This is a genomic window from Shewanella saliphila, from assembly GCF_014648295.1.
In the GTDB taxonomy this organism is placed as follows: Bacteria; Pseudomonadota; Gammaproteobacteria; order Enterobacterales; family Shewanellaceae; genus Shewanella; species Shewanella saliphila.
This window is the reverse complement of sequence record NZ_BMQV01000008.1, coordinates 65,721-83,681: the sequence shown is the minus strand read 5'-3', so window position 1 is coordinate 83,681 and position 17,961 is coordinate 65,721. Positions and strand designations below refer to the sequence as shown.

Annotated in this window: 16 protein-coding genes; 9 read left to right on the top strand and 7 right to left on the bottom strand. The window is 43.2% G+C overall.

Annotation, left to right across the window (positions count from 1 at the left end; translation table 11 throughout):
- The first annotated feature begins 134 nt into the window (after positions 1 to 134).
- Positions 135 to 458 (top strand): hypothetical protein, encoded by a 324-nt coding sequence (locus IEY48_RS06185; RefSeq protein ID WP_188918352.1) that lies wholly within the window; start codon positions 135 to 137, stop codon positions 456 to 458.
- Positions 459 to 499: 41 nt separating this feature from the next.
- On the opposite strand, the gene IEY48_RS06180 is transcribed toward IEY48_RS06185, so the two are convergent.
- The 4 genes from IEY48_RS06180 to IEY48_RS06165 all read right to left on the bottom strand — a co-directional run bounded on the left by IEY48_RS06180 (position 500) and on the right by IEY48_RS06165 (position 3,059).
- Positions 500 to 760 (bottom strand): Txe/YoeB family addiction module toxin, encoded by a 261-nt coding sequence (locus IEY48_RS06180; RefSeq protein ID WP_160056045.1) that lies wholly within the window; start codon positions 758 to 760, stop codon positions 500 to 502.
- Positions 757 to 1,008 carry a type II toxin-antitoxin system Phd/YefM family antitoxin gene (locus IEY48_RS06175; RefSeq protein ID WP_160056046.1) on the bottom strand — a complete coding sequence of 84 codons (252 nt, stop codon included), beginning with the start codon at positions 1,006 to 1,008 and terminating at the stop codon, positions 757 to 759. Before IEY48_RS06175 ends, IEY48_RS06180 begins: the two co-directional genes overlap by 4 nt.
- Positions 1,009 to 1,540: 532 nt before the next feature.
- A complete protein-coding gene (locus IEY48_RS06170; RefSeq protein WP_188918350.1) occupies positions 1,541 to 1,975 on the bottom strand; it encodes a dCMP deaminase family protein in 435 nt (144 codons plus the stop codon).
- Positions 1,976 to 2,105: 130 nt separating this feature from the next.
- Positions 2,106 to 3,059, bottom strand: a complete 954-nt coding sequence (locus tag IEY48_RS06165) for a LysR family transcriptional regulator (protein ID WP_188918348.1) — start codon at positions 3,057 to 3,059, stop codon at positions 2,106 to 2,108.
- Between the two features lie 284 nt (positions 3,060 to 3,343).
- On the opposite strand from IEY48_RS06165, the gene IEY48_RS06160 reads away from it, so the two are divergent.
- The 4 genes from IEY48_RS06160 to IEY48_RS06145 all read left to right on the top strand — a co-directional run bounded on the left by IEY48_RS06160 (position 3,344) and on the right by IEY48_RS06145 (position 8,110).
- Positions 3,344 to 4,147 (top strand): DUF4437 domain-containing protein, encoded by an 804-nt coding sequence (locus IEY48_RS06160; RefSeq protein WP_206194586.1) that lies wholly within the window; start codon positions 3,344 to 3,346, stop codon positions 4,145 to 4,147.
- Positions 4,148 to 5,317: 1,170 nt separating this feature from the next.
- Positions 5,318 to 6,610, top strand: a complete 1,293-nt coding sequence (locus IEY48_RS06155) for a HEPN/Toprim-associated domain-containing protein (RefSeq protein ID WP_188918346.1) — start codon at positions 5,318 to 5,320, stop codon at positions 6,608 to 6,610.
- Between the two features lie 130 nt (positions 6,611 to 6,740).
- A complete protein-coding gene (locus tag IEY48_RS06150; protein ID WP_188918344.1) occupies positions 6,741 to 7,169 on the top strand; it encodes a hypothetical protein in 429 nt (142 codons plus the stop codon).
- A 359-nt stretch (positions 7,170 to 7,528) separates the two neighbouring features.
- Positions 7,529 to 8,110, top strand: a complete 582-nt coding sequence (locus IEY48_RS06145; RefSeq protein WP_188918343.1) for a hypothetical protein — start codon at positions 7,529 to 7,531, stop codon at positions 8,108 to 8,110.
- Positions 8,111 to 9,006: 896 nt separating this feature from the next.
- Here IEY48_RS06145 and IEY48_RS06140 read toward each other — a convergent pair.
- The 3 genes from IEY48_RS06140 to IEY48_RS06130 all read right to left on the bottom strand — a co-directional run bounded on the left by IEY48_RS06140 (position 9,007) and on the right by IEY48_RS06130 (position 12,624).
- The gene (locus tag IEY48_RS06140; RefSeq protein WP_188918341.1) at positions 9,007 to 10,941 is read right to left on the bottom strand and encodes a B12-binding domain-containing radical SAM protein; all 1,935 of its coding nucleotides are present in this window, start codon (positions 10,939 to 10,941) and stop codon (positions 9,007 to 9,009) included.
- Positions 10,942 to 11,181: 240 nt separating this feature from the next.
- On the bottom strand, positions 11,182 to 11,859 hold the full coding sequence (gene mtgA / locus IEY48_RS06135; RefSeq protein ID WP_188918339.1) for a monofunctional biosynthetic peptidoglycan transglycosylase: 678 nt from the start codon (positions 11,857 to 11,859) through the stop codon (positions 11,182 to 11,184).
- Positions 11,860 to 11,991: 132 nt separating this feature from the next.
- Positions 11,992 to 12,624, bottom strand: coding sequence for a DsbA family protein (locus IEY48_RS06130; protein ID WP_188918428.1), 633 nt, complete (start codon positions 12,622 to 12,624; stop codon positions 11,992 to 11,994).
- A gap of 164 nt (positions 12,625 to 12,788) precedes the next feature.
- Here IEY48_RS06130 and IEY48_RS06125 point away from each other — a divergent pair, with 164 nt between their 5' ends.
- From IEY48_RS06125 to IEY48_RS06110, 4 genes are all read left to right on the top strand, one after another.
- Complete coding sequence (locus tag IEY48_RS06125) at positions 12,789 to 14,066, top strand: glycerophosphodiester phosphodiesterase family protein (protein WP_188918337.1); 1,278 nt, start codon at positions 12,789 to 12,791, stop codon at positions 14,064 to 14,066.
- A 338-nt stretch (positions 14,067 to 14,404) separates the two neighbouring features.
- Complete coding sequence (locus IEY48_RS06120) at positions 14,405 to 15,358, top strand: TAXI family TRAP transporter solute-binding subunit (protein ID WP_188918335.1); 954 nt, start codon at positions 14,405 to 14,407, stop codon at positions 15,356 to 15,358.
- Between the two features lie 105 nt (positions 15,359 to 15,463).
- Positions 15,464 to 17,521 (top strand): TRAP transporter permease, encoded by a 2,058-nt coding sequence (locus IEY48_RS06115; protein ID WP_188918333.1) that lies wholly within the window; start codon positions 15,464 to 15,466, stop codon positions 17,519 to 17,521.
- Complete coding sequence (locus IEY48_RS06110) at positions 17,521 to 17,922, top strand: DUF1850 domain-containing protein (protein WP_188918331.1); 402 nt, start codon at positions 17,521 to 17,523, stop codon at positions 17,920 to 17,922. Before IEY48_RS06115 ends, IEY48_RS06110 begins: the two co-directional genes overlap by 1 nt.
- Positions 17,923 to 17,961: the final 39 nt, after the last annotated feature.

Here is a 17,961-nt window from a genome sequence, read left to right as displayed (position 1 = left end):
TTTGCTCTTACCAGTGTTTTTTATCGCTTTACAACAATAAGATAGCTAATGTAGGATGACAGTAATCAATAAGTTAACGGACTGGATTTACTGAGTCTACCCAGAGGTAAGTCATCAAATTACAAAGGACTTGTATGAAATTTTACCCATTTTCAAATATTCAAACTAATAACTTAGGCTTGTTACTTTTTGCAGCTAGATTGATTGCTATTTGTGGTTGTTTGGCCATTGTTGTTTCTTTACTTTCTGCTGGTTATGGTTTCTTTTTTGGCAAAACGACAGAACCCACGCAACTAGAAAATGGACTAATGATTTTAGGTGCTGATCATTCACCCGGCTTTTATGCCTTTGCTGGAGTGACCTTTAGCTTTGGTATTGTTGCATTTGTTGTTAGTGGCATACTTGCCGCGTTAATTTCAATGGAAAACAAGTTTACTGGCAAGAATGACACACAGTGATAACTCGAACCGCTAACCCAGCTCTGCCACGACTAAAGCATCTATGTGCCGTAATGGTAACGAAGTTGTGCAATCAAGATGGTATCATTTTGAGGTTTGTATACGATTCTGTGTTCATCATTAATTCGTCTAGACCAGTAACCTGACAAACCATGTTTAAGTGGTTCTGGTTTTCCAATACCTTCTGTTGGGGTTCGTTGAATATCTTTAATTAACAAATTAATACGCTTAAGTACCTTTTTATCTGTGGTTTGCCAATATAGATATTGCTCCCAAGCGTTGGTTGAAAAAGTTAACTTCATTCTATTAGCTCTCTTTCAGTTCCATTACCTGCTTCAAGTTCGGCAATAGATTCTAAAAGTTCGCGCGCATTGGTTGGTGAACGAAGTAAATAGGTCGTTTCTTGCATTGCGTTATAGTCTTCTAAAGAGATCATAACGACAGGTGCTTCACTTTTACGAGTAATAATAATGGGGGCGTGATCATTACAAACATTCGCCATTGTATTTGCTAGATTTGCTCTAGCTGATGTATAGCTTATCGCATCCATGTTAACTCCAAACTGTTCATGTACGTTTATTTGTACATATTAGCGTGGGGGCACATGACAATCAATTAGATTACGAATTTTTTGTGGTTGAAATTCACCCTATTTAGTTGAAAGTCTGTAGATCTAACAGGGCGATGTCTGGATTAGCCTCAAGTGAACCCAGTAAATCATTGCTAAGAGTCGCAGAGTGAATGTCTGGTTTTACCAGTAATGAAGTTAGATGGTTTATTGCTTAGCTTTGGCAAAGCGTTAGGAATTGGCTCACAGGTTAAAAATGCAAAAGGTAAACATCTGGATTCCGGCTTAACAGCATTGCCGGAACGACGTTAGGATTAGCCTCAAATGAACCTGCAAGCAATTGCTAAGAGTCGCAGAGTGAATGTCAGGCTTTGCTAATAATAACGTTAGATTATTCACTCTTTGTTGTATCGAAGCGTTAAGAATTGGCCACAGGTTAAAAATGCAAAAAGCAAGCACCTGGATTCCGACTTAACAGCTCAACTGCATTTCGGAACGACGTTTAAAAATAGGGTTAATCTACTTGCATCCAATCGACTTTAACGCCAGCTTGCTCAAACATATCTTCGCTGATTTTAATCTTCTCGCCCCAGCGCGACAGGAAGTCGTCGTTGGGTTTTGGGCTATGCACGGCGCGTAATCCAGTTTGAATAATCTTGGCGGCGCAGTTAGGACAGGGGAAGTGGGTCACCCAAATTTCACAACTACTGAGATCGCGTTTGGCATGTAATATGGCGTTTTCTTCAGCATGAAGCGTTTTGAGCAGTTTCATTTCGCGGTTATCAGTTTCGGCGCTGTCAGATATTCCGTGAGGATAACCATTAAAGCCTAGGGATACGATGCGATTGTTCTCTGTAATTACCGCGCCAACTTGAGTGGAGGGATCTTTACTCCAAGATGCTACGAGTTCGGCCATCTGTAAAAAGCGTGTCGCCCATTTTGTCATCATGTTATTGCCGTTCCTATGCGTTATCTATCGCTTTGACTATCACATTAACTGTCGAATTAACTATCACGTTATCTATCTCTTCAACTAGGCGCTATTTTCTATGCAGAACAGTGATAAATCAACCTTCTATTTATTCATCAGTTGGCCATTCATGTTCCGCTAGCGTTTCATTTTCAATGAGTTGTACTCTCAACTCACTGATTTTTTGTTTTAGCTCATCGCGGATCAAACGGATAGCCGGTGTGATCATTTGCCGACTTGGTAATACTAACCATAATTCAGTCACTGGGATTTGGTAGTCAGGCATCACTCTTTGTAATCGACCGGCCAGCATGTCTTGAGCAACATCAATCGCTGATTTTTTTGCGATCCCAACACCGTCAACACACCAGCGGCGCACCAAGTCGCCATCGTTACACGCCCGATTACTGGTCATCTTAATTTTATGCTCTTCGTTGCCATGAAGTAACAACCAACTGTCATGGGTCACTTTATACAACTTATAAAGCAATGCATTGTGTTTCATAAGTTCGCTTGGATTGGTTGGTGTGCCGTGTTTGGCGAGGTACTGAGGCGAAGCACACAAAAAATGGGGGATGTTACAGATTTTAAAGCCATAAAAATTCGACTCGTCAGCCACGCCTGCAATCATTGCCCGCAGCGCGACATCAACACCATCACGATAAAAATCGACTTGGGTATCGCTAACATGCAGGCGTAAGCTCACATCTGGATGTTGTGCTAGCACATCATTCAGTAAATCGCGCATGAGGTTACGGCCCATTTCAGACGACATCGCCATGCGCACTTCGCCATTAATAGATTGACGTTCGTCGTTAATGACGAGTTGGCCTTGCTGTAATAAATCCAGTGCTTGCTGACATAACGGAAGATAACGCTCGCCCTCAGAAGACAAGCGTAATTGCCGAGTGGTGCGAACAAATAATTGCACCCCAACTTCTTTTTCAATACGCTTTAACGCAATGCTCGCAGCAGAAGAGCTAATATCGAGTTGATTGGCGGCAGCGGTGATAGATTTAAGCTCTGCGATTTTTAGCAGTACCCGTAAATCAGCAATCTTCATGCACTTTCCTGTTGTTTGTCTGTAATCCCAGATCCAGCTTAACTAGCTAGCATCAGTCTTGATACTAAACCCTATCTGATTATCCACGTTTTCGCGAAAGTATATTAAAGATTACCCCATTTATCGAATAAATATAATTGATTAATATGTACGTCATTACACCGATGTGAATACGTACTAACCTTGATATATAAAAGGCTCTAGAAACGAATGTTGTTTAATGCGTCGATGAAAGCAAGACCACTTTTTGTCTTCGAACTTTTGAATATGATGGAATGTAACTCATGAATAGATTAACTACGACCGCTATTGCAGCCCTTTTAGGTGCGATGACTTTACCCGTGATGGCAAATGACCACACAGTTATTTCTACTGACAACATTGATTGGGGCATGCTTAACCCGGCACGTGGTGACGCCAGCCCGAAAGCGGCAGATCTTTGGGGCGACCGCACTAAAGATGTGGCAACTGGAATGCTTGTGAAATTCCAAAAAGGCTTTTCATCACCGCCTCATATTCATAACATCACTTATCGCGGTATCGTGATTGAAGGCTTAATGCATAACGATGACCCAAGCGCCGATAATATGTGGATGCCAAGCGGTTCATTTTGGATTCAACCAGCGGGTGAAAACCATATCACCTCAGCCAATGCGCAAGACAACCTTATTTACCTCGAAATCGACAGCGGCCCTTATTTAGTTAAACCAGCAGACCAGGCGTTTGATAATGGCGAACGTCCAATTAACATTTCTGAAAACAACTTGTTTTGGTTAAATGTAGATGACGCAACCTGGTTGAAATCAGGCAACGCTCAAATCAGTTACCTTTGGGGTAAACCAGACGCCGCCAATGGCAGTTTTGTTAAATTACCCGCAGGTTTTAAAGGCAGTATTGAAAGCCAGAATCCACTTAAAGCCGTGGTAGTAAAAGGCAGTGCAACGTACCAATGGGACAATCAAAAAGCGCTAACAGCATTAACCCCAAGCAGCTTTTTTAGCTCTGATGCACAAGGCAAACATATGATTGACGCCAAAACTGAAGTTGTACTGTATGTAAAGTCGACAGGGCAGTTTAGCGTAAAATAGCTCTTTGTTAGCAATGGCCTAATCATCACGAATACAGAGATGATTAGGCTTTTTATTATCGCGCGGTAGTGGTTTTGGTTGGGGGTAGTTCTACTTGTGTTTTGTGCTTATGGCCTGCGGTAACTGATGTCGTGGCGCTTCGTCGATACCAGAGCAAAGGCAGTAAGTTGCCAACTTACGCAGGCTCGTGTCATCGTCTTCCCGGTAATGCTTTTGAGCCGGGATCCAGGTGTTAGTTTTGCTTTGTACTTGTGTACTTTATGGCCTGCGGCCACTAACGTCGTGGCGCTTCGCCGACACCAGATAAAGAGGAAACCAACGGCTGTTCCCTCTTTACTCTTTATAAAAGAATTGGCCCAGCCGCCCCGCAACATTTTCGCTATTACAAAACAACAGCTGCGAAAAGGTCACCATGGGGATCGATCCAGCTTTGAACCTCGTTTGTAATCGACTTCGGCCCATCTTGCAATAAAGAGTGAAAATGCTACCGCTTCCGATGGTACATCCTGTACCGCGAAAGCTAAGCTCACATCTGATAGGCAGGATGCCTGAATGCCTTGTAGCACATGGTCAATGATATTCCCTACATCATTGTGACATTTCCCATATCCATATGGGTCAGATGTGCGTGAAAGGCCATGTGAGCTTCACGCATTCACTTATAAAGAGTCTTCAACGTCCTCAAGTTCAGAGTTGAATTTGAACATTTTAAAATCAAGAAAACTAAATCGTTTTTGCCCCAAAGTTACTTAGAACCAAAGCTCTATTTAACAATGCTTACCTTCGTTTTCCATACAAAATTTAATTGATATTGCTCTTTTACAGATGTCATTTTTACTGCCTAGATTGCATAATTTAATGAACTGGTTTTATATACAGATATAATGAGATCTGGCTTAATTTAAATCAAACAACTCATTAAGTAAGCTTAAAGTCGTAACGTAGGCTTAATTAGAAAACTATAATTAGTTGATAATATTGAAAATAAATTTTATCGTTTATTTTTTTAACAAAATTAACGCGCAAGCTCGTTTTATTTTAGGATGTTGAGAGTATTTTATCGCTTTACATCAAAGACATAGAGAATGTAGGATGATATAAATCAATAACTTGAACAGCCGACTTTATCGGGCGAGTCGTTCAATAAGCGTTAGGGCTCGAGAGAATTAAATGGGTTCATATACTGAATTATATATAGATGACTATCCTGTGTTGTCATCAAAAAGTTACGTTGACCCAGAGGTGATGACGCTGTTCACTGAGTCTAACAAGAAAGTTTTTACACAAAAAGTAGGCAGCCGGAATCCGCTAGTTTGGGGAGAACTTCAAGATGAGGAAGAGTGCCTTGAAACAGCACATCATTATAAATCTTCTGTAAAAAATACTATCGAACGGTTGGAGGTGATGGGCTACACCATGGCGTTTGTTAAGCGTCAATTTGAAGATAGTGTTAATGAGCGGAGGTCATTCCTTTCAGATGACCGCCCTGATGGAATGCCTGAATATTATATAGAAGAGTACAACTTCTTAAACAGTGTGACGATTGATGACTTTATTGCTGGCTTTAAAGAGCTTAGACTTAGTCAAGTTCCGCTGAGTTCATTTGTTGAACTAGACAAGTTTGAATTGTCCAAGGCTGCTAAGTATTTAGCTAGTGACACTAATGGGTGGATGTTAAATTTCCCATGTACTGATGTACGCTCCTACATTAGAGTTTACCTTGAATCTTGTTCATTTGACTCTAGTGTTGTCCAAGATATTACGGAAGTAACTAATGCTGGATATTACGAGTTAGAAGATAAGGTTCGTGATGATGCTGTTGACACGTTGTTGTCGGGGGTTGATGTAAACTCAAAAATAATAGTACTCACGGAAGGCTCATCGGATAAATCAATTATAGAGCGTTCACTAAAACTACTATATCCCCATTTGGCTGACTATTACAGGTTCATGGATTTTGGAGTAGCTAATGCGTCTGGTGGTGCTAGCTCCTTAGTCTCTCAAGTGAAAGGCTTTGTTGGGGTAGGTATTAAAAACAAAATTATTGCATTTCTTGATAACGATACAGCTGCTTATGTTGCAAAAAAATCGCTTGAGAAAACCAACTTACCAGAAAATATTCGGGTATTACATTATCCGGATTTACCTTTGGCTGAAAATTACCCGACGATTGGTCCAACTGGAGAGCAATCAGTAAACATCAACAACCTTGCTGGTAGCATAGAGTTATACCTTGGAGAGGACGTGCTAAAGGAAAATGGCGATTATACCTTAGTTGAGTGGCGTGGGTTTGATAGGTCACTGGGTAAATATCAAGGTGAATTGCTGAATAAGAAAGGGATTCAAGAGAAATTTTATCGAAAAATAGCAGAGTGTGAGCAAGACAGAGCTCAAACTTCACAATATGATTGGTCGGGAATGCATCTAATCCTGACTTCATTGTTTACTGCCTTTGAGCCCTAACAAACGGCTCCAAGCGACAACCAACCGCCACGTCATTTTTGCCAACAGCGCGAGCGCCAATTTTGGCAAAAATCCCGCTCTGGCTGGTTGCGCCTGAGCCGGGCGTTAGGTATACAAAAGGAACTTGTGCATGAATCAACCTCTTAACTCAATCTGGCAGATAACAGGAGCTTCCCTTTTAGGTGGTCCATTCACTGGATTTTACTTAATGCACAAAAATTTCAAGGTTTTGGGGCAATCATCATCTGCCAAGTTTTCTTTAAATTTAGGCTTCATCTTTGGACTTTTACTAGTCTTAGTTACAATCTTCGCTCCTGAAAACTTCAATGGTATTGTTTTTGCAGGAATATATTGTGGCTTAATTAGAATTTATGCGGAAAAAACACAAGGTGAAAATTACTCTAAACATATAGAAAATGGCGGTTCTAAAGCGTCACAATGGCAATGGTTTTTGACTGGCATCGTTTCCATGCTTATTTTTTTCGTAGTAGCTTTTCTTGTCGCATTCCTACTGATGACTTTTGCACCTGAAATTTTGCCAGACCACTGGTACGAGTAAAGTATACCTAACACATATGAGCCTTCCGCCAGTCAATAGGCGAGCCTAACTGATTTGACTGCTTTTGCAGTCAAATACCTTTAGTATCCAAGATGGTCAATCAACAAACTCATCTACTTCATCTGTCATTTAGCTGTCAAAGCATCGTACCTCAAAAAACGCTTCGAATCCGTCTCAATTATCCCTAAAGCGCACTAGTTTACCAACAAAACAGCATGTTAAATAATAATCTAAACACCACTAAACAATTGAATCAAAATATAAACTCAGATATTGTTTATTCAATAATCAAAATGAGTTTAAAAACGAGTAATTCTACAGGCTCGTTATGTATTTAAAGGAAGCTCGGAGAAGCATTCATGGAAATAAAGCAAAAGAAATTTTCTAACCACCACACATATACTTTTGAGTCTGAATACGTGAATTTCGCATATAAAGATAAATCAGGCTCTGGAGATTTTGACTTTAATTATGCTGACTTTCCGGAAAAGTCTTCGATAACAATAGAGCAAAACGAGTGGTTACGAAATGTAGGTATATTGTGGTGTTTGCTAGGGTGTTACAGAATTGGGTCTGCCGTTTATAGTGGCTCTTCTCTTTCTGGAACAGGTTTATGGCTTGTTCTTGGTGTTATATGTTTAATTTGGTTCGCTCTTACTAAGGTTAAATATTCGGTTTTTAAAACTGAAAGAGGCAATGTCTTTGTAATTCAGGATAAAAATCATGAGAACATCGTTTCGGAGTTAAATAAACGTAAAAAGGATCAACTATTAGCTTGGTATGGTGAGGTAAACCCTGAAAATGATAAAGAAAATGAAATCGAAAAATTTAGATGGTTAGAACAACAAAATGTAATGACAAATGACGAAGCTGAGAAAAAAATAGCAGAAGTAGAATTTGCGCATAAGGATCCTGATTTGAAACCTCAAGAGTTAAATTAAATACCTAACAAATAAGGATAGGCCGCGCGAAGCCGCGTCCTTATCCCAAGTGTTGAACAAGCCCGAACAGCTGAGAGTGACTCTTTATTATGTCTCTCAGCTCGAGAAAACGCGCTGTTTGATGTGATGGTTATCTGGCAACTTTTCTGTAGTCAGCAGGTCCCCTTACTAATCTGCTAATGATTTAACTCTATATGTTTCAGTGCGTTAAATTAATCCTCCAGAATTTATAGAATTTAATGGGGTCAGTGTAAACTTTAATTGAACCCCATACATTTACTAATCCCACTACCCATTTTTAGACCTTTTGCCACTAACAAACTTTTGTCCAAAAATGATTTAAACGTCTGGTTTGCAAATGCCCAAATTCAACTCTGAACTTGAGGCCGTTGAAGAAAATGACGTGAGCTAGCCATGGATGGCGAGCTAGCTTTAGAGGGGAAGGGACGCCCCATCTGAAGCGTTAGCATTTTCGAATAAGACCGAAGCCGGCTAAATACGCGGCCAAAAGCTCGATAGTTTTCCGTCGCAATTTTTTCGCTGCTTTTGTTTGGTTAAAAAGCGAAAATGTTGCCGGAACGGCAGGGGTGATCCAAGAGGGGATTGCTGTTGATCCCCTTTTGGCTTGTGCAGGGTGGAACCTTGCGATCTTAATTCAAACGAAGTTTGATAAATCTGGTGTGGCCGCAGGCCATTAAAAAATACACCTTGATCCCCGATAACAGCATTCGAGGATGACAGCGTGGAGCTGGATTCCTCCCGGTAACGTCCTTAAACCGGGATCTTTGCATTGCCGGAAAAACGGAGTCAGAGTAATGCTACATCAGGGAACGGCGGTAAACTCAATCATGCCATCGTGGCATTGTGAATCCTTTCACATCAGACAGCCTTTGTATCTACTCTTCTTGGCTCAAAATAAAATTGCTAATGGCTTTTGAAATCATGTCTTTCTTCATTGTGGTGCGTGACACTCGCTGGTCAAACCAAAAGCTCATGGGTTGGTCGAAGCCGATACCGTGCATATAGTTGTAAAGTGCTTTGCGCAGGCCTTCGCCGAGCATGTCGTGATCGGTGCCGGTTGGGTCGGTAAAGTCGACATCGTTTTCAGCAAAAAATACCTCTGGGCGTTGATCAAGGGTGATGCCAAATTCCTCTGGGTTCATACCGATTGGGCTATGGGCTGTGGCAACAAAACGGTGCCAGTAGGCTGACTGGAAACAACCTTGTTGCATCAACTGGCGCACCATTTCTAATGCATCAACGGTTTCTTGCTCGGTTTGAGTCGGGAAGCCGTACATCAAATAAGCGTGTACCAAAATGCCCGCGTCGCTAAATGCCTTGGTTACCTGGGCAACGCGCTCAACACTGACGCCTTTTTTCATCAGCTTTAATAATCTGTCTGATGCCACTTCAAGGCCGCCGCTGACTGCGATACAGCCTGAGTCTGCCAATAGCTGGCAACGTGCTGGGCTAAAGGTGCGCTCAAAACGAATATTGCCCCACCAACTGATCACCACGTTACGTTCAATCAATCGTTTGGCAAATGCGAACAAGGTTTTTGGCGGTAACGCTTCATCGACAAAATGAAAACCAGTTTGGCCTGTTTCGGCGATAAGCGCTTCGATGCGGTCGACCAGAACATCTGCGCCTGCGGTATCGTAGCGGTCGATATAATCTAAGCTGACATCGCAAAAGCTGCATTTACGCCAGTAGCATCCGTGGGCGATGGTTAATTTATTCCAGCGGCCGTCACTCCAAATGCGGTGCATTGGGTTAAGCATTTCACATAACGACAGGTATTCGGTTAATGGCAAGCCATCGTAAATTGGTGCGCCGACCTCAGATTGGGGAATATCGTGTAGCTCAGTATTTTGATTAAGGTGAACGTAAGGTTCACCATTTTCATCTTCTGCCAGAAAGTAAGTGCGTACAAGCTCATCGACTTCGCGCTTGCCTTCAAAATATTCAAGTAAAGTAATCAGTGGACGTTCGCCGTCGTCGAGACAAATAAAGTCGACAAATTCGAATATGCGCGGGTCTTTTAATGCTCGCAACTCGGTATTAACAAAGCCGCCACCCATTACCACAGGTAGCTCAGGATTGATGGCTTTACAGGTTTGCGCAATGCGTAAGGCGCCAAGCATATTGCCAGGGAACGGCACGGTTAACGCGACTACGCTTGGCTGGGTTTCCTCTAAATATTGCTCAACGAGCTGTTCTAAAATGTCTGAGCTGAAGCTCGGTTCGCCCATTAAGGTGTCGTATAAATTGTCAAAGGTGGGGTTGGCTGCGGCTAAGCGCTCGCCATAACGACTGACTTCAAAGTAAGGATCAACGCCTTGGGTGATGACGTTCGACAGATCGTTAATAAATAAGGTGGCGAGGTATTTAGCTTTATCTTGCACGCCAAGGTTACCAAAGGCAGCTTGCAGTACGTCGCCCGACACGGCTTCCATTTGCGCGATGGCTTCAAAGGCTGGGCCTTCGGGCAAAAAACGACGGGTGTTAATGCGCATGGCTAGGCTGGGGTCTTTGCCTTGTAAAAAGCGAATAGCAGGCTCAACGGTAAGATGATAACGATCAAACTCAGCTAAAAAATCAAACACGGCATCGGGTAATTCATCGTCTTCAAAGTGTTCGAAGTTTTCTTCTACATGTTGACGGATCACCTCCAGCGCCGGCGCGGTCATCATTTCAAGAAACAACTCTATTGCAGGATCTCGCTGTACCGCTTCATAGCCTCGTGAACGTAAAAAACCGGTTAAATATGCCGTTGCTGGATACGGCGTATTAAGTTGGGTCATTGGAGGGGTCATCAGAAGAACGGTCATAGCCTGCCTTTATCGTAAAGCCAATAGAAATAAGGCTGCATTCTACCAGTAAAAATGGCTCAAATCCCTTTAATTAAGGCTTTCATCTTGAATGGTCAGCAGTGCTACAGACTCGGCAGGTTAGTGACTTTTGCGCAAGATATTGCGCAATTAACGGCGAAGACCAGAATAATGAGCAATATGTTGTTTATTTTATATTTTTAAGAGGAGATTCTCTAAGAGGAGCTCTCTAAGCTCAGGTTATTCAAGAATAGGGGATAAATAAGCGCTGCCTAATTGTTTCATTTGCCGCTCAACCCATTCGACGCGTTGGCTAAGGTAAGGCGTTAAATGGTTTGGGTTACGATTACGCGGGCTTGGCAATAATACCGCTAGTTTTGCCGCTTCTTTGTTGCTAAGGTATTTGGCGGACTTATTAAAATAATGCTGGCTGGCAGCTTCTACGCCATAAATACCTTTGCCAAATTCAGCCACGTTTACGTACACTTCTAAAATACGTTTTTTGCCCCAAATCGCCTCAAGGCCTACCGCAAGCATGGCTTCTAATCCTTTACGAACAAAGCTTTGTCCTGGCCATAATAAGAGATTTTTGGCGGTTTGTTGAGTAATCGTGCTGGCGCCACGCAGGCCCTGACCATCATCGTATTGCTGAAGGGCTTTACTGATAGCACTAAAGTCGACACCAAAGTGCTCAGGGAAAAGCTGATCTTCTGAGGCCACCATGGCGAGCGGTATGTGCGCTGGTAGTTGATCAATACTGACCCAATGTTGCGACACAGGATAATCGCTTTGCAGCATAAATGACGTTGTCGGCGGCGGGACAAACCTGAGCAACAGCAACAATAGCGTCAGTAATGCTAAAAAACGCCATGTTACGTACCAGGTCCATCCGAAAAAATCGCGCTTACGATTTGCCATTCATTGCCTCATGTTAGATATCATGTCGTGTTCAACGCGCAAGAGTATAGGATATTGCTAATTAAAGCGAAACGCTCACACAAGTTTAGACCTAGACCAAAGACCCTAATCAACTAATACCCCTAGCATCACTTAAACCTTAGCCAACACCGCCTTAATGTCTGCCAAACTGGTTTGCCAGTGCTGATAATCAAGCGTGATAGGGTAAGCATGATTATTGGCTACGAGCACTAACGACGGAAATCCTTGAATTGGCAGTTTACGGGCAAAATGAATCTCTTTGTGCAGTTGCTGTTCAGTTTGCTCGCTTAATAATTGCAGTTTAAATTGCTCAGCATTCATGCCTAATGCCCCTGCTAATGTCGATAACACCTCAACATCTGACGGATTCTGGGCGTGCAGATAATAAGCATGTTGTATGGCATTCACCATGGCTTGCTCTTGACCGTATTGGCGTGCGACCAGAGTGGCTCGACAAGCAGGGTAGGTTGAGCGTCGTGGCTTACAGTTGCGCCAAAAATCGTGATTAAACTCAGTAGATAGTTTTTCGTTGATATTACGCCAGGTTTGCTCAAGCATTTGCTGCATCGACTCAGGCATTGGCTCTGATGAGTCAGGTGCTAGGCCGCCAACAAGGTAGGTAACAGCAAGTTGCTCTGCAAACTCTCGTTGCAGTTGTTGTTGCAGCATGTCCCAGGTAGGGCGATAACCCCAACACCAGCTACACATAGGGTCGTGAACATAATACAGTGTTGCTTTAGCCATGGTGACCTCAAAAATTGTCATATAACTTCATTAATTCATTAACATCTAATCAATAGACTAAGCCATCTCAACCATCTATGCCATTCAAATAAGTGGTTAGATATAAGTGATGCAACACAGCGTCAGTAACGTTAGATTAACGAGTACAGTAAAGGAGTGATGAAATGGCAAGGGATAACAAGACGGCATTGAGCGCGTTGGCAATATTGAGCAGTGTAGTGTGTTTATCAGCGTGTAACAGCAACGACAGTGATAACACATCAGCAACGGATGTTGATAAAAGTGTCAGCGCGCAAGTGGGGCCGAGACCGCTTTTTTTAATTGATCAAATGCAAGACAGCGAGCTGAAAAACCAATTAGCGCAATGCGAGTCTGGCCCATTTTACCGTAGCGACTTTTCTATTGGTCACCGTGGTGCCTCAATGCAGTTTCCTGAGCACACTAAAGAAGCCTATCAAGCTGCCATTGATTCAGGTGCGGGTATTGTTGAGTGTGACGTCACCTTTACCAACGACAAAGCCCTGGTATGCCGTCATTCACAATGCGACTTAGCCACCACCACCAATATTTTAGCGATACCGGAACTTGCTAATAAGTGCTCGACGCCATTTACACCAGCCGACGCTGCAAACGGTGTTAGCGCAACCGCGACCTGCTGTACCAGCGACATCAGCCTCGCTGAATTTAAAACCTTAAATGGCAAGATGGACGGCTTTAATGCTAATGCGACTACAGTGGCTGAATTTATGGATGGCACCCCAAGTTGGCGCACAGACCTCTATGCAGGTACCGGCACGTTAATGACTCATGCTGAAAGTATCGAATTATTTAAATCTGCTGGGATAAAAATGACTCCAGAGCTTAAGTCTGCCAGCGTAAGCATGCCGTTTGATGGTTTTAGCCAACAAGACTATGCGCAAAAAATGCTTGATGAATATAGCGCCGCAGGTGTTGATGTATCACAGGTTTTCCCGCAATCATTTAATTTAGATGACGTGAAGTATTGGATAGCCAATGCACCAGAGTTTGCCGAACAATCCGTATACTTAGAAGATCGCTATGACATGGCAGGTTTTGACCCGCAAAACAGTGCGACTTGGACTCCGAGTATGGACTCGCTGGTTGCCGATGGCGTGAAGATTATTGCACCGCCGTTGTGGATGTTAGTCACCTTAGATGACAATAACGCTATTGTACCGTCTGAATACGCCAATGCAGCTAATGCCGCAGGACTTAAGATGATTGCCTGGTCGCTTGAACGCTCTGGCTTACTTAGCGAAGGTAACGGTGGTTGGTATTATCAAAGTATTGCAGATGTTATTGATAACGAAGGTGATACTTATGAGTTAGTTGATGCGTTAGCCAAAGATGTTGGGGTTATCGGGATATTTTCAGATTGGCCTGCAACGGTCACTTACTACGCGAATTGTATGGGCATGTAATGACACGCGATGGCCTTTTATAAAACCGGCTTAGCTTGCGGGTTTACAGTTAATAAGGTGCCCATTTTGTTGGCACCTTTTTTATTGCTTTTTAATAAGCCGACTATACTCAATATTCGGCCATTTTTTACTCGTTAAATAGCATGAAAAACACGCGTTTGACTCGCTTAAACTCATTGATATTTGTTGAACTGTTAGCGAAGTCACTGAAATTGTTAAATAAATAATGCCAACGTTCACGGTATTAGCCTTTAGTCTATATAGATCACATTTAGGGTCAGTGTTACGGTATCAGCACAATAATATACATAACCATATAAGAAATAAGGATATTGCAGATGAAATTAACCAAACGCTTTTGTATTATCGGCGCAGCGGCTGCGCTATCAATCAGTACCGCAGTGATGGCGGCCCCCACTTTTATTAACATTCTCACCGGTGGTACCAGCGGTGTTTATTACCCTATCGGTGTTGCACTGTCTCAGCTTTATAGTAATGGTATTGAAGGCTCTAAAACCTCAGTACAAGCCACTAAAGCCTCAGTAGAAAACCTAAACTTATTGCAAGCTGGCCGTGGTGAATTAGCGCTTGCACTGGGTGATTCAGTGTCTGCTGCATGGGAAGGCGATACTGAGGCTGGCTTTAAAGCGCCATTGAAGAAGCTACGTGTCATTGCTGCAACATATCCAAACTTTATTCAAATCGTTGCCAATAAAGATGCTGGCATCAAGTCGTTGGAGGATTTAAAAGGCAAACGTATTTCTGTTGGCGCACCTAAATCAGGTACAGAGCTTAATGCCCGCGCTATTTTTGCCGCTGCTGGATTAAGCTATGACGACATGGGTAAGGTTGAGTTTTTACCTTATGCAGAATCTGTCGAGCTGATTAAAAACCGCCAACTTGATGCCACGCTACAATCATCTGGCCTAGGTATGGCCGCTATTCGCGATTTAGCCGCCACCATGGACATTAACTTTGTGGCAATTCCTGAAGCGGTTGTGGCTAAAATCAATAACCCGGCTTATCAAGTTGGGGTGATCACCGCTAACACTTACGAAGGTCAAACTGAAGATGTTAGTACGGTTGCAATTCAAAACTTACTGGTAAGCCACAGTAAAGTGTCTGATGAAGTGGCATACCAAATGACTAAGTTAATGTTCGACAACCTTGAACGCTTAGGCAATGCGCACTCTGCAGCTAAAGACATCAGTTTAGAAAAAGCCACTAAAAACTTACCGATTCCGATGCACCCAGGTGCTGAGCGCTACTACAAAGAAGTGAATGCGCTATAACGCCTAGTTCATTTTATTAGCGCTTGTTTGGATTAAGACCCTGCAAGCGCTAAGTTGTTTTTTAGACATACCGATTTTTAGCTGTAGTCCGTATAGAGGCATATCATGAGCGATCCATCCATCAACCCAAGCCCGGCGTCTGAGCAAGGCTTAAGTGCCGACACTCGTGATTGGCCAAAAGCCCTATTTTTTGTCGCGCTGGTTTTTTCTATTTTTCAAATAACCACCGCGGCGTTTCATCCGGTTTCAACGCAAGTGTTGCGCGCTGTGCACGTGGGCTTTTTATTATTAGTGGTGTTTATCAGTTATCCCGGATGGGGTAAAAGTAAGCCCTGGCAACCATTAGCTTGGGTACTGGGTTTAGCTGGTATGGTGACAGCGGCTTATCAATGGGTATTTGAGGCAGACTTAATTCAACGCTCAGGTGATTTAACCCAGGCCGATATGATTATTGGTACTTTGCTGGTGGTATTGGTGTTTGAAGCCGCAAGACGTGTGATGGGGATAGCCTTACCGATTATTTGTGGTTTATTTTTGGCCTATGGTTTATTTGGGGAGTTTTTGCCCGGCGATTTAATGCACCGAGGCTATGGCGTTGACCAAATTATTAACCAATTATCTTTTGGTACAGAAGGTTTGTATGGTACGCCAACGTATGTGTCGGCAACGTATATTTTCTTATTTATTTTATTTGGTGCGTTTTTAGAACAAGCCGGAATGATCCGCTTATTTACCGACTTTGCCATGGGATTATTTGGTCATAAGGTTGGCGGCCCGGCAAAAGTGTCGGTGGTGTCATCGGCATTAATGGGCACCATTACCGGTTCTGGGGTGGCCAACGTAGTGACCACAGGACAATTTACCATTCCGTTAATGAAGCGCTTTGGTTATCGCCCTGCTTTTGCGGGTGGCGTTGAAGCCACGTCCAGTATGGGTAGCCAAATTATGCCGCCGATTATGGGGGCGGTGGCGTTTATTATGGCTGAAACCATTAACGTACCGTTTATTGAAATCGCTAAAGCGGCGATGATCCCTGCGGTATTGTATTTCTCTTCAGTGTTTTGGATGGTGCATTTAGAAGCCAAGCGCGCAAAACTGTCGGGCTTACCAAAAGATCAATGTCCTGATCCCTGGGCGGCCATTAAACTGCGTTGGTATTTATTAATCCCGTTGTTTATTTTGATCGGTTTGTTGTTTTCTGGCCGTACTCCGCTGTTTTCTGGCATGGTGGGTTTAGCGTTAACCGCGATTGTGATTTTAGGTTCAGCGATTATTTTAAATGTGTCATCGAAGGTTATGCGCATTGTTTTTTGGATAGCCTTGGGTGTGTTGTGTGCTGGCTTTTTCCAATTAGGCATTGGCGTGGTGTTTTGCGTTATTGGTTTATTGGTTGCGGTGAGCTGGTTTGTTAAAGGTGGTAAAGAAACCCTCTCATTATGTGTGCATGCATTAGTTGAAGGTGCGCGTCATTCGGTACCCGTGGGTATTGCCTGTGCGCTCGTTGGGGTGATTATTGGTATTGTGTCGTTAACCGGTATTGCGTCGACCTTTGCGGGCTACATTTTAGCTGTGGGTCAAGACAACCTGTTCTTGTCGCTAGTGTTAACCATGGTGACATGTTTGGTGTTAGGTATGGGTATTCCCTCTATTCCTAATTACATTATTACCAGTTCGATTGCTGCACCTGCATTATTGGATTTAGGCGTGCCGCTAATTGTGTCGCACATGTTTGTGTTTTATTTTGGCATCATGTCCGATTTAACTCCGCCAGTGGCATTAGCTTGTTTTGCCGCAGCGCCCATCGCCAAAGAGAAAGGCTTAAAAATCAGTTTATGGGCCATCCGTATTGCTATTGCCGGATTTATTATTCCGTTTATGGCGGTGTATGACCCTGCATTAATGCTTCAAGGTGGCGGCGTGCTTGCCACGATATTTATCGTGTTAAAAGCCGCGGTTGCCATTGGCATTTGGGGGGTGGTGTTTACCGGCTACTTATTACAAAAACTGCATATGTGGGAGCGAGTATTAGGTTTTATCGCAGGAGGCTGCTTAATTTTAGCCACGCCATTAAGTGATGAAATTGGCTTTGGCTTAGCATTAGCGTTTATTTTGCAGCATGCATGGCGTGCTCGTAAGCTAAAGCGTTTGGCGCAGGAAGGCTAATGCTAGGGCTATGTTTGGGGTTAGCAGGCAGCATTTGGGCACAGGTGCCTGCTGAGCAAATGACCTTGTCGTGGACTCATACCATTGAGAAAATTCGTTGGGCAGAAGATTATCGCATTTTGCCTGAGGGGTTTATTCTTGAGCAAGCCAGAGTGAAAGGCAGTGGTGCAGGAATGGAAATCCCCGCAGATGCTGTGTTAGTTGACGGCAGTTGGCAATATAAGCCAAAGTTGCCCGTGCTGCCTATACTAAAGCTGGGGCGCACGCCTGAGGCAGGTGATTATCAGTTGTGTGTATCATCATCTGGTATGAGTCAGCAATGTCAGCCAATGAGTTACTGGGTGGGCGAGCCAACAACGGAACAACCGTCGATAGAGCTGTGGGGCTGCGATATTAAGTAACTTGAGTTGTTATTTAGTTATCATTAAGCCTGTTTGGGT

What these genes read in the sequence shown, in the direction of transcription:
- IEY48_RS06160 (WP_206194586.1), top strand. Translation starts at nt 3,344, where the DNA reads ATGAATAGATTAACTACGACCGCTATTGCAGCCCTTTTAGGTGCGATG.
- IEY48_RS06175 (WP_160056046.1), bottom strand. Translation starts at nt 1,008, where the DNA reads ATGGATGCGATAAGCTATACATCAGCTAGAGCAAATCTAGCAAATACA.
- IEY48_RS06120 (WP_188918335.1), top strand. Translation starts at nt 14,405, where the DNA reads ATGAAATTAACCAAACGCTTTTGTATTATCGGCGCAGCGGCTGCGCTA.
- IEY48_RS06180 (WP_160056045.1), bottom strand. Translation starts at nt 760, where the DNA reads ATGAAGTTAACTTTTTCAACCAACGCTTGGGAGCAATATCTATATTGG.
- IEY48_RS06130 (WP_188918428.1), bottom strand. Translation starts at nt 12,624, where the DNA reads ATGGCTAAAGCAACACTGTATTATGTTCACGACCCTATGTGTAGCTGG.
- IEY48_RS06170 (WP_188918350.1), bottom strand. Translation starts at nt 1,975, where the DNA reads ATGATGACAAAATGGGCGACACGCTTTTTACAGATGGCCGAACTCGTA.
- IEY48_RS06110 (WP_188918331.1), top strand. Translation starts at nt 17,521, where the DNA reads ATGCTAGGGCTATGTTTGGGGTTAGCAGGCAGCATTTGGGCACAGGTG.
- IEY48_RS06155 (WP_188918346.1), top strand. Translation starts at nt 5,318, where the DNA reads ATGGGTTCATATACTGAATTATATATAGATGACTATCCTGTGTTGTCA.
- IEY48_RS06165 (WP_188918348.1), bottom strand. Translation starts at nt 3,059, where the DNA reads ATGAAGATTGCTGATTTACGGGTACTGCTAAAAATCGCAGAGCTTAAA.
- IEY48_RS06140 (WP_188918341.1), bottom strand. Translation starts at nt 10,941, where the DNA reads ATGACCGTTCTTCTGATGACCCCTCCAATGACCCAACTTAATACGCCG.
- IEY48_RS06150 (WP_188918344.1), top strand. Translation starts at nt 6,741, where the DNA reads ATGAATCAACCTCTTAACTCAATCTGGCAGATAACAGGAGCTTCCCTT.
- IEY48_RS06125 (WP_188918337.1), top strand. Translation starts at nt 12,789, where the DNA reads ATGGCAAGGGATAACAAGACGGCATTGAGCGCGTTGGCAATATTGAGC.
- IEY48_RS06185 (WP_188918352.1), top strand. Translation starts at nt 135, where the DNA reads ATGAAATTTTACCCATTTTCAAATATTCAAACTAATAACTTAGGCTTG.
- mtgA (WP_188918339.1), bottom strand. Translation starts at nt 11,859, where the DNA reads ATGGCAAATCGTAAGCGCGATTTTTTCGGATGGACCTGGTACGTAACA.
- IEY48_RS06145 (WP_188918343.1), top strand. Translation starts at nt 7,529, where the DNA reads ATGGAAATAAAGCAAAAGAAATTTTCTAACCACCACACATATACTTTT.
- IEY48_RS06115 (WP_188918333.1), top strand. Translation starts at nt 15,464, where the DNA reads ATGAGCGATCCATCCATCAACCCAAGCCCGGCGTCTGAGCAAGGCTTA.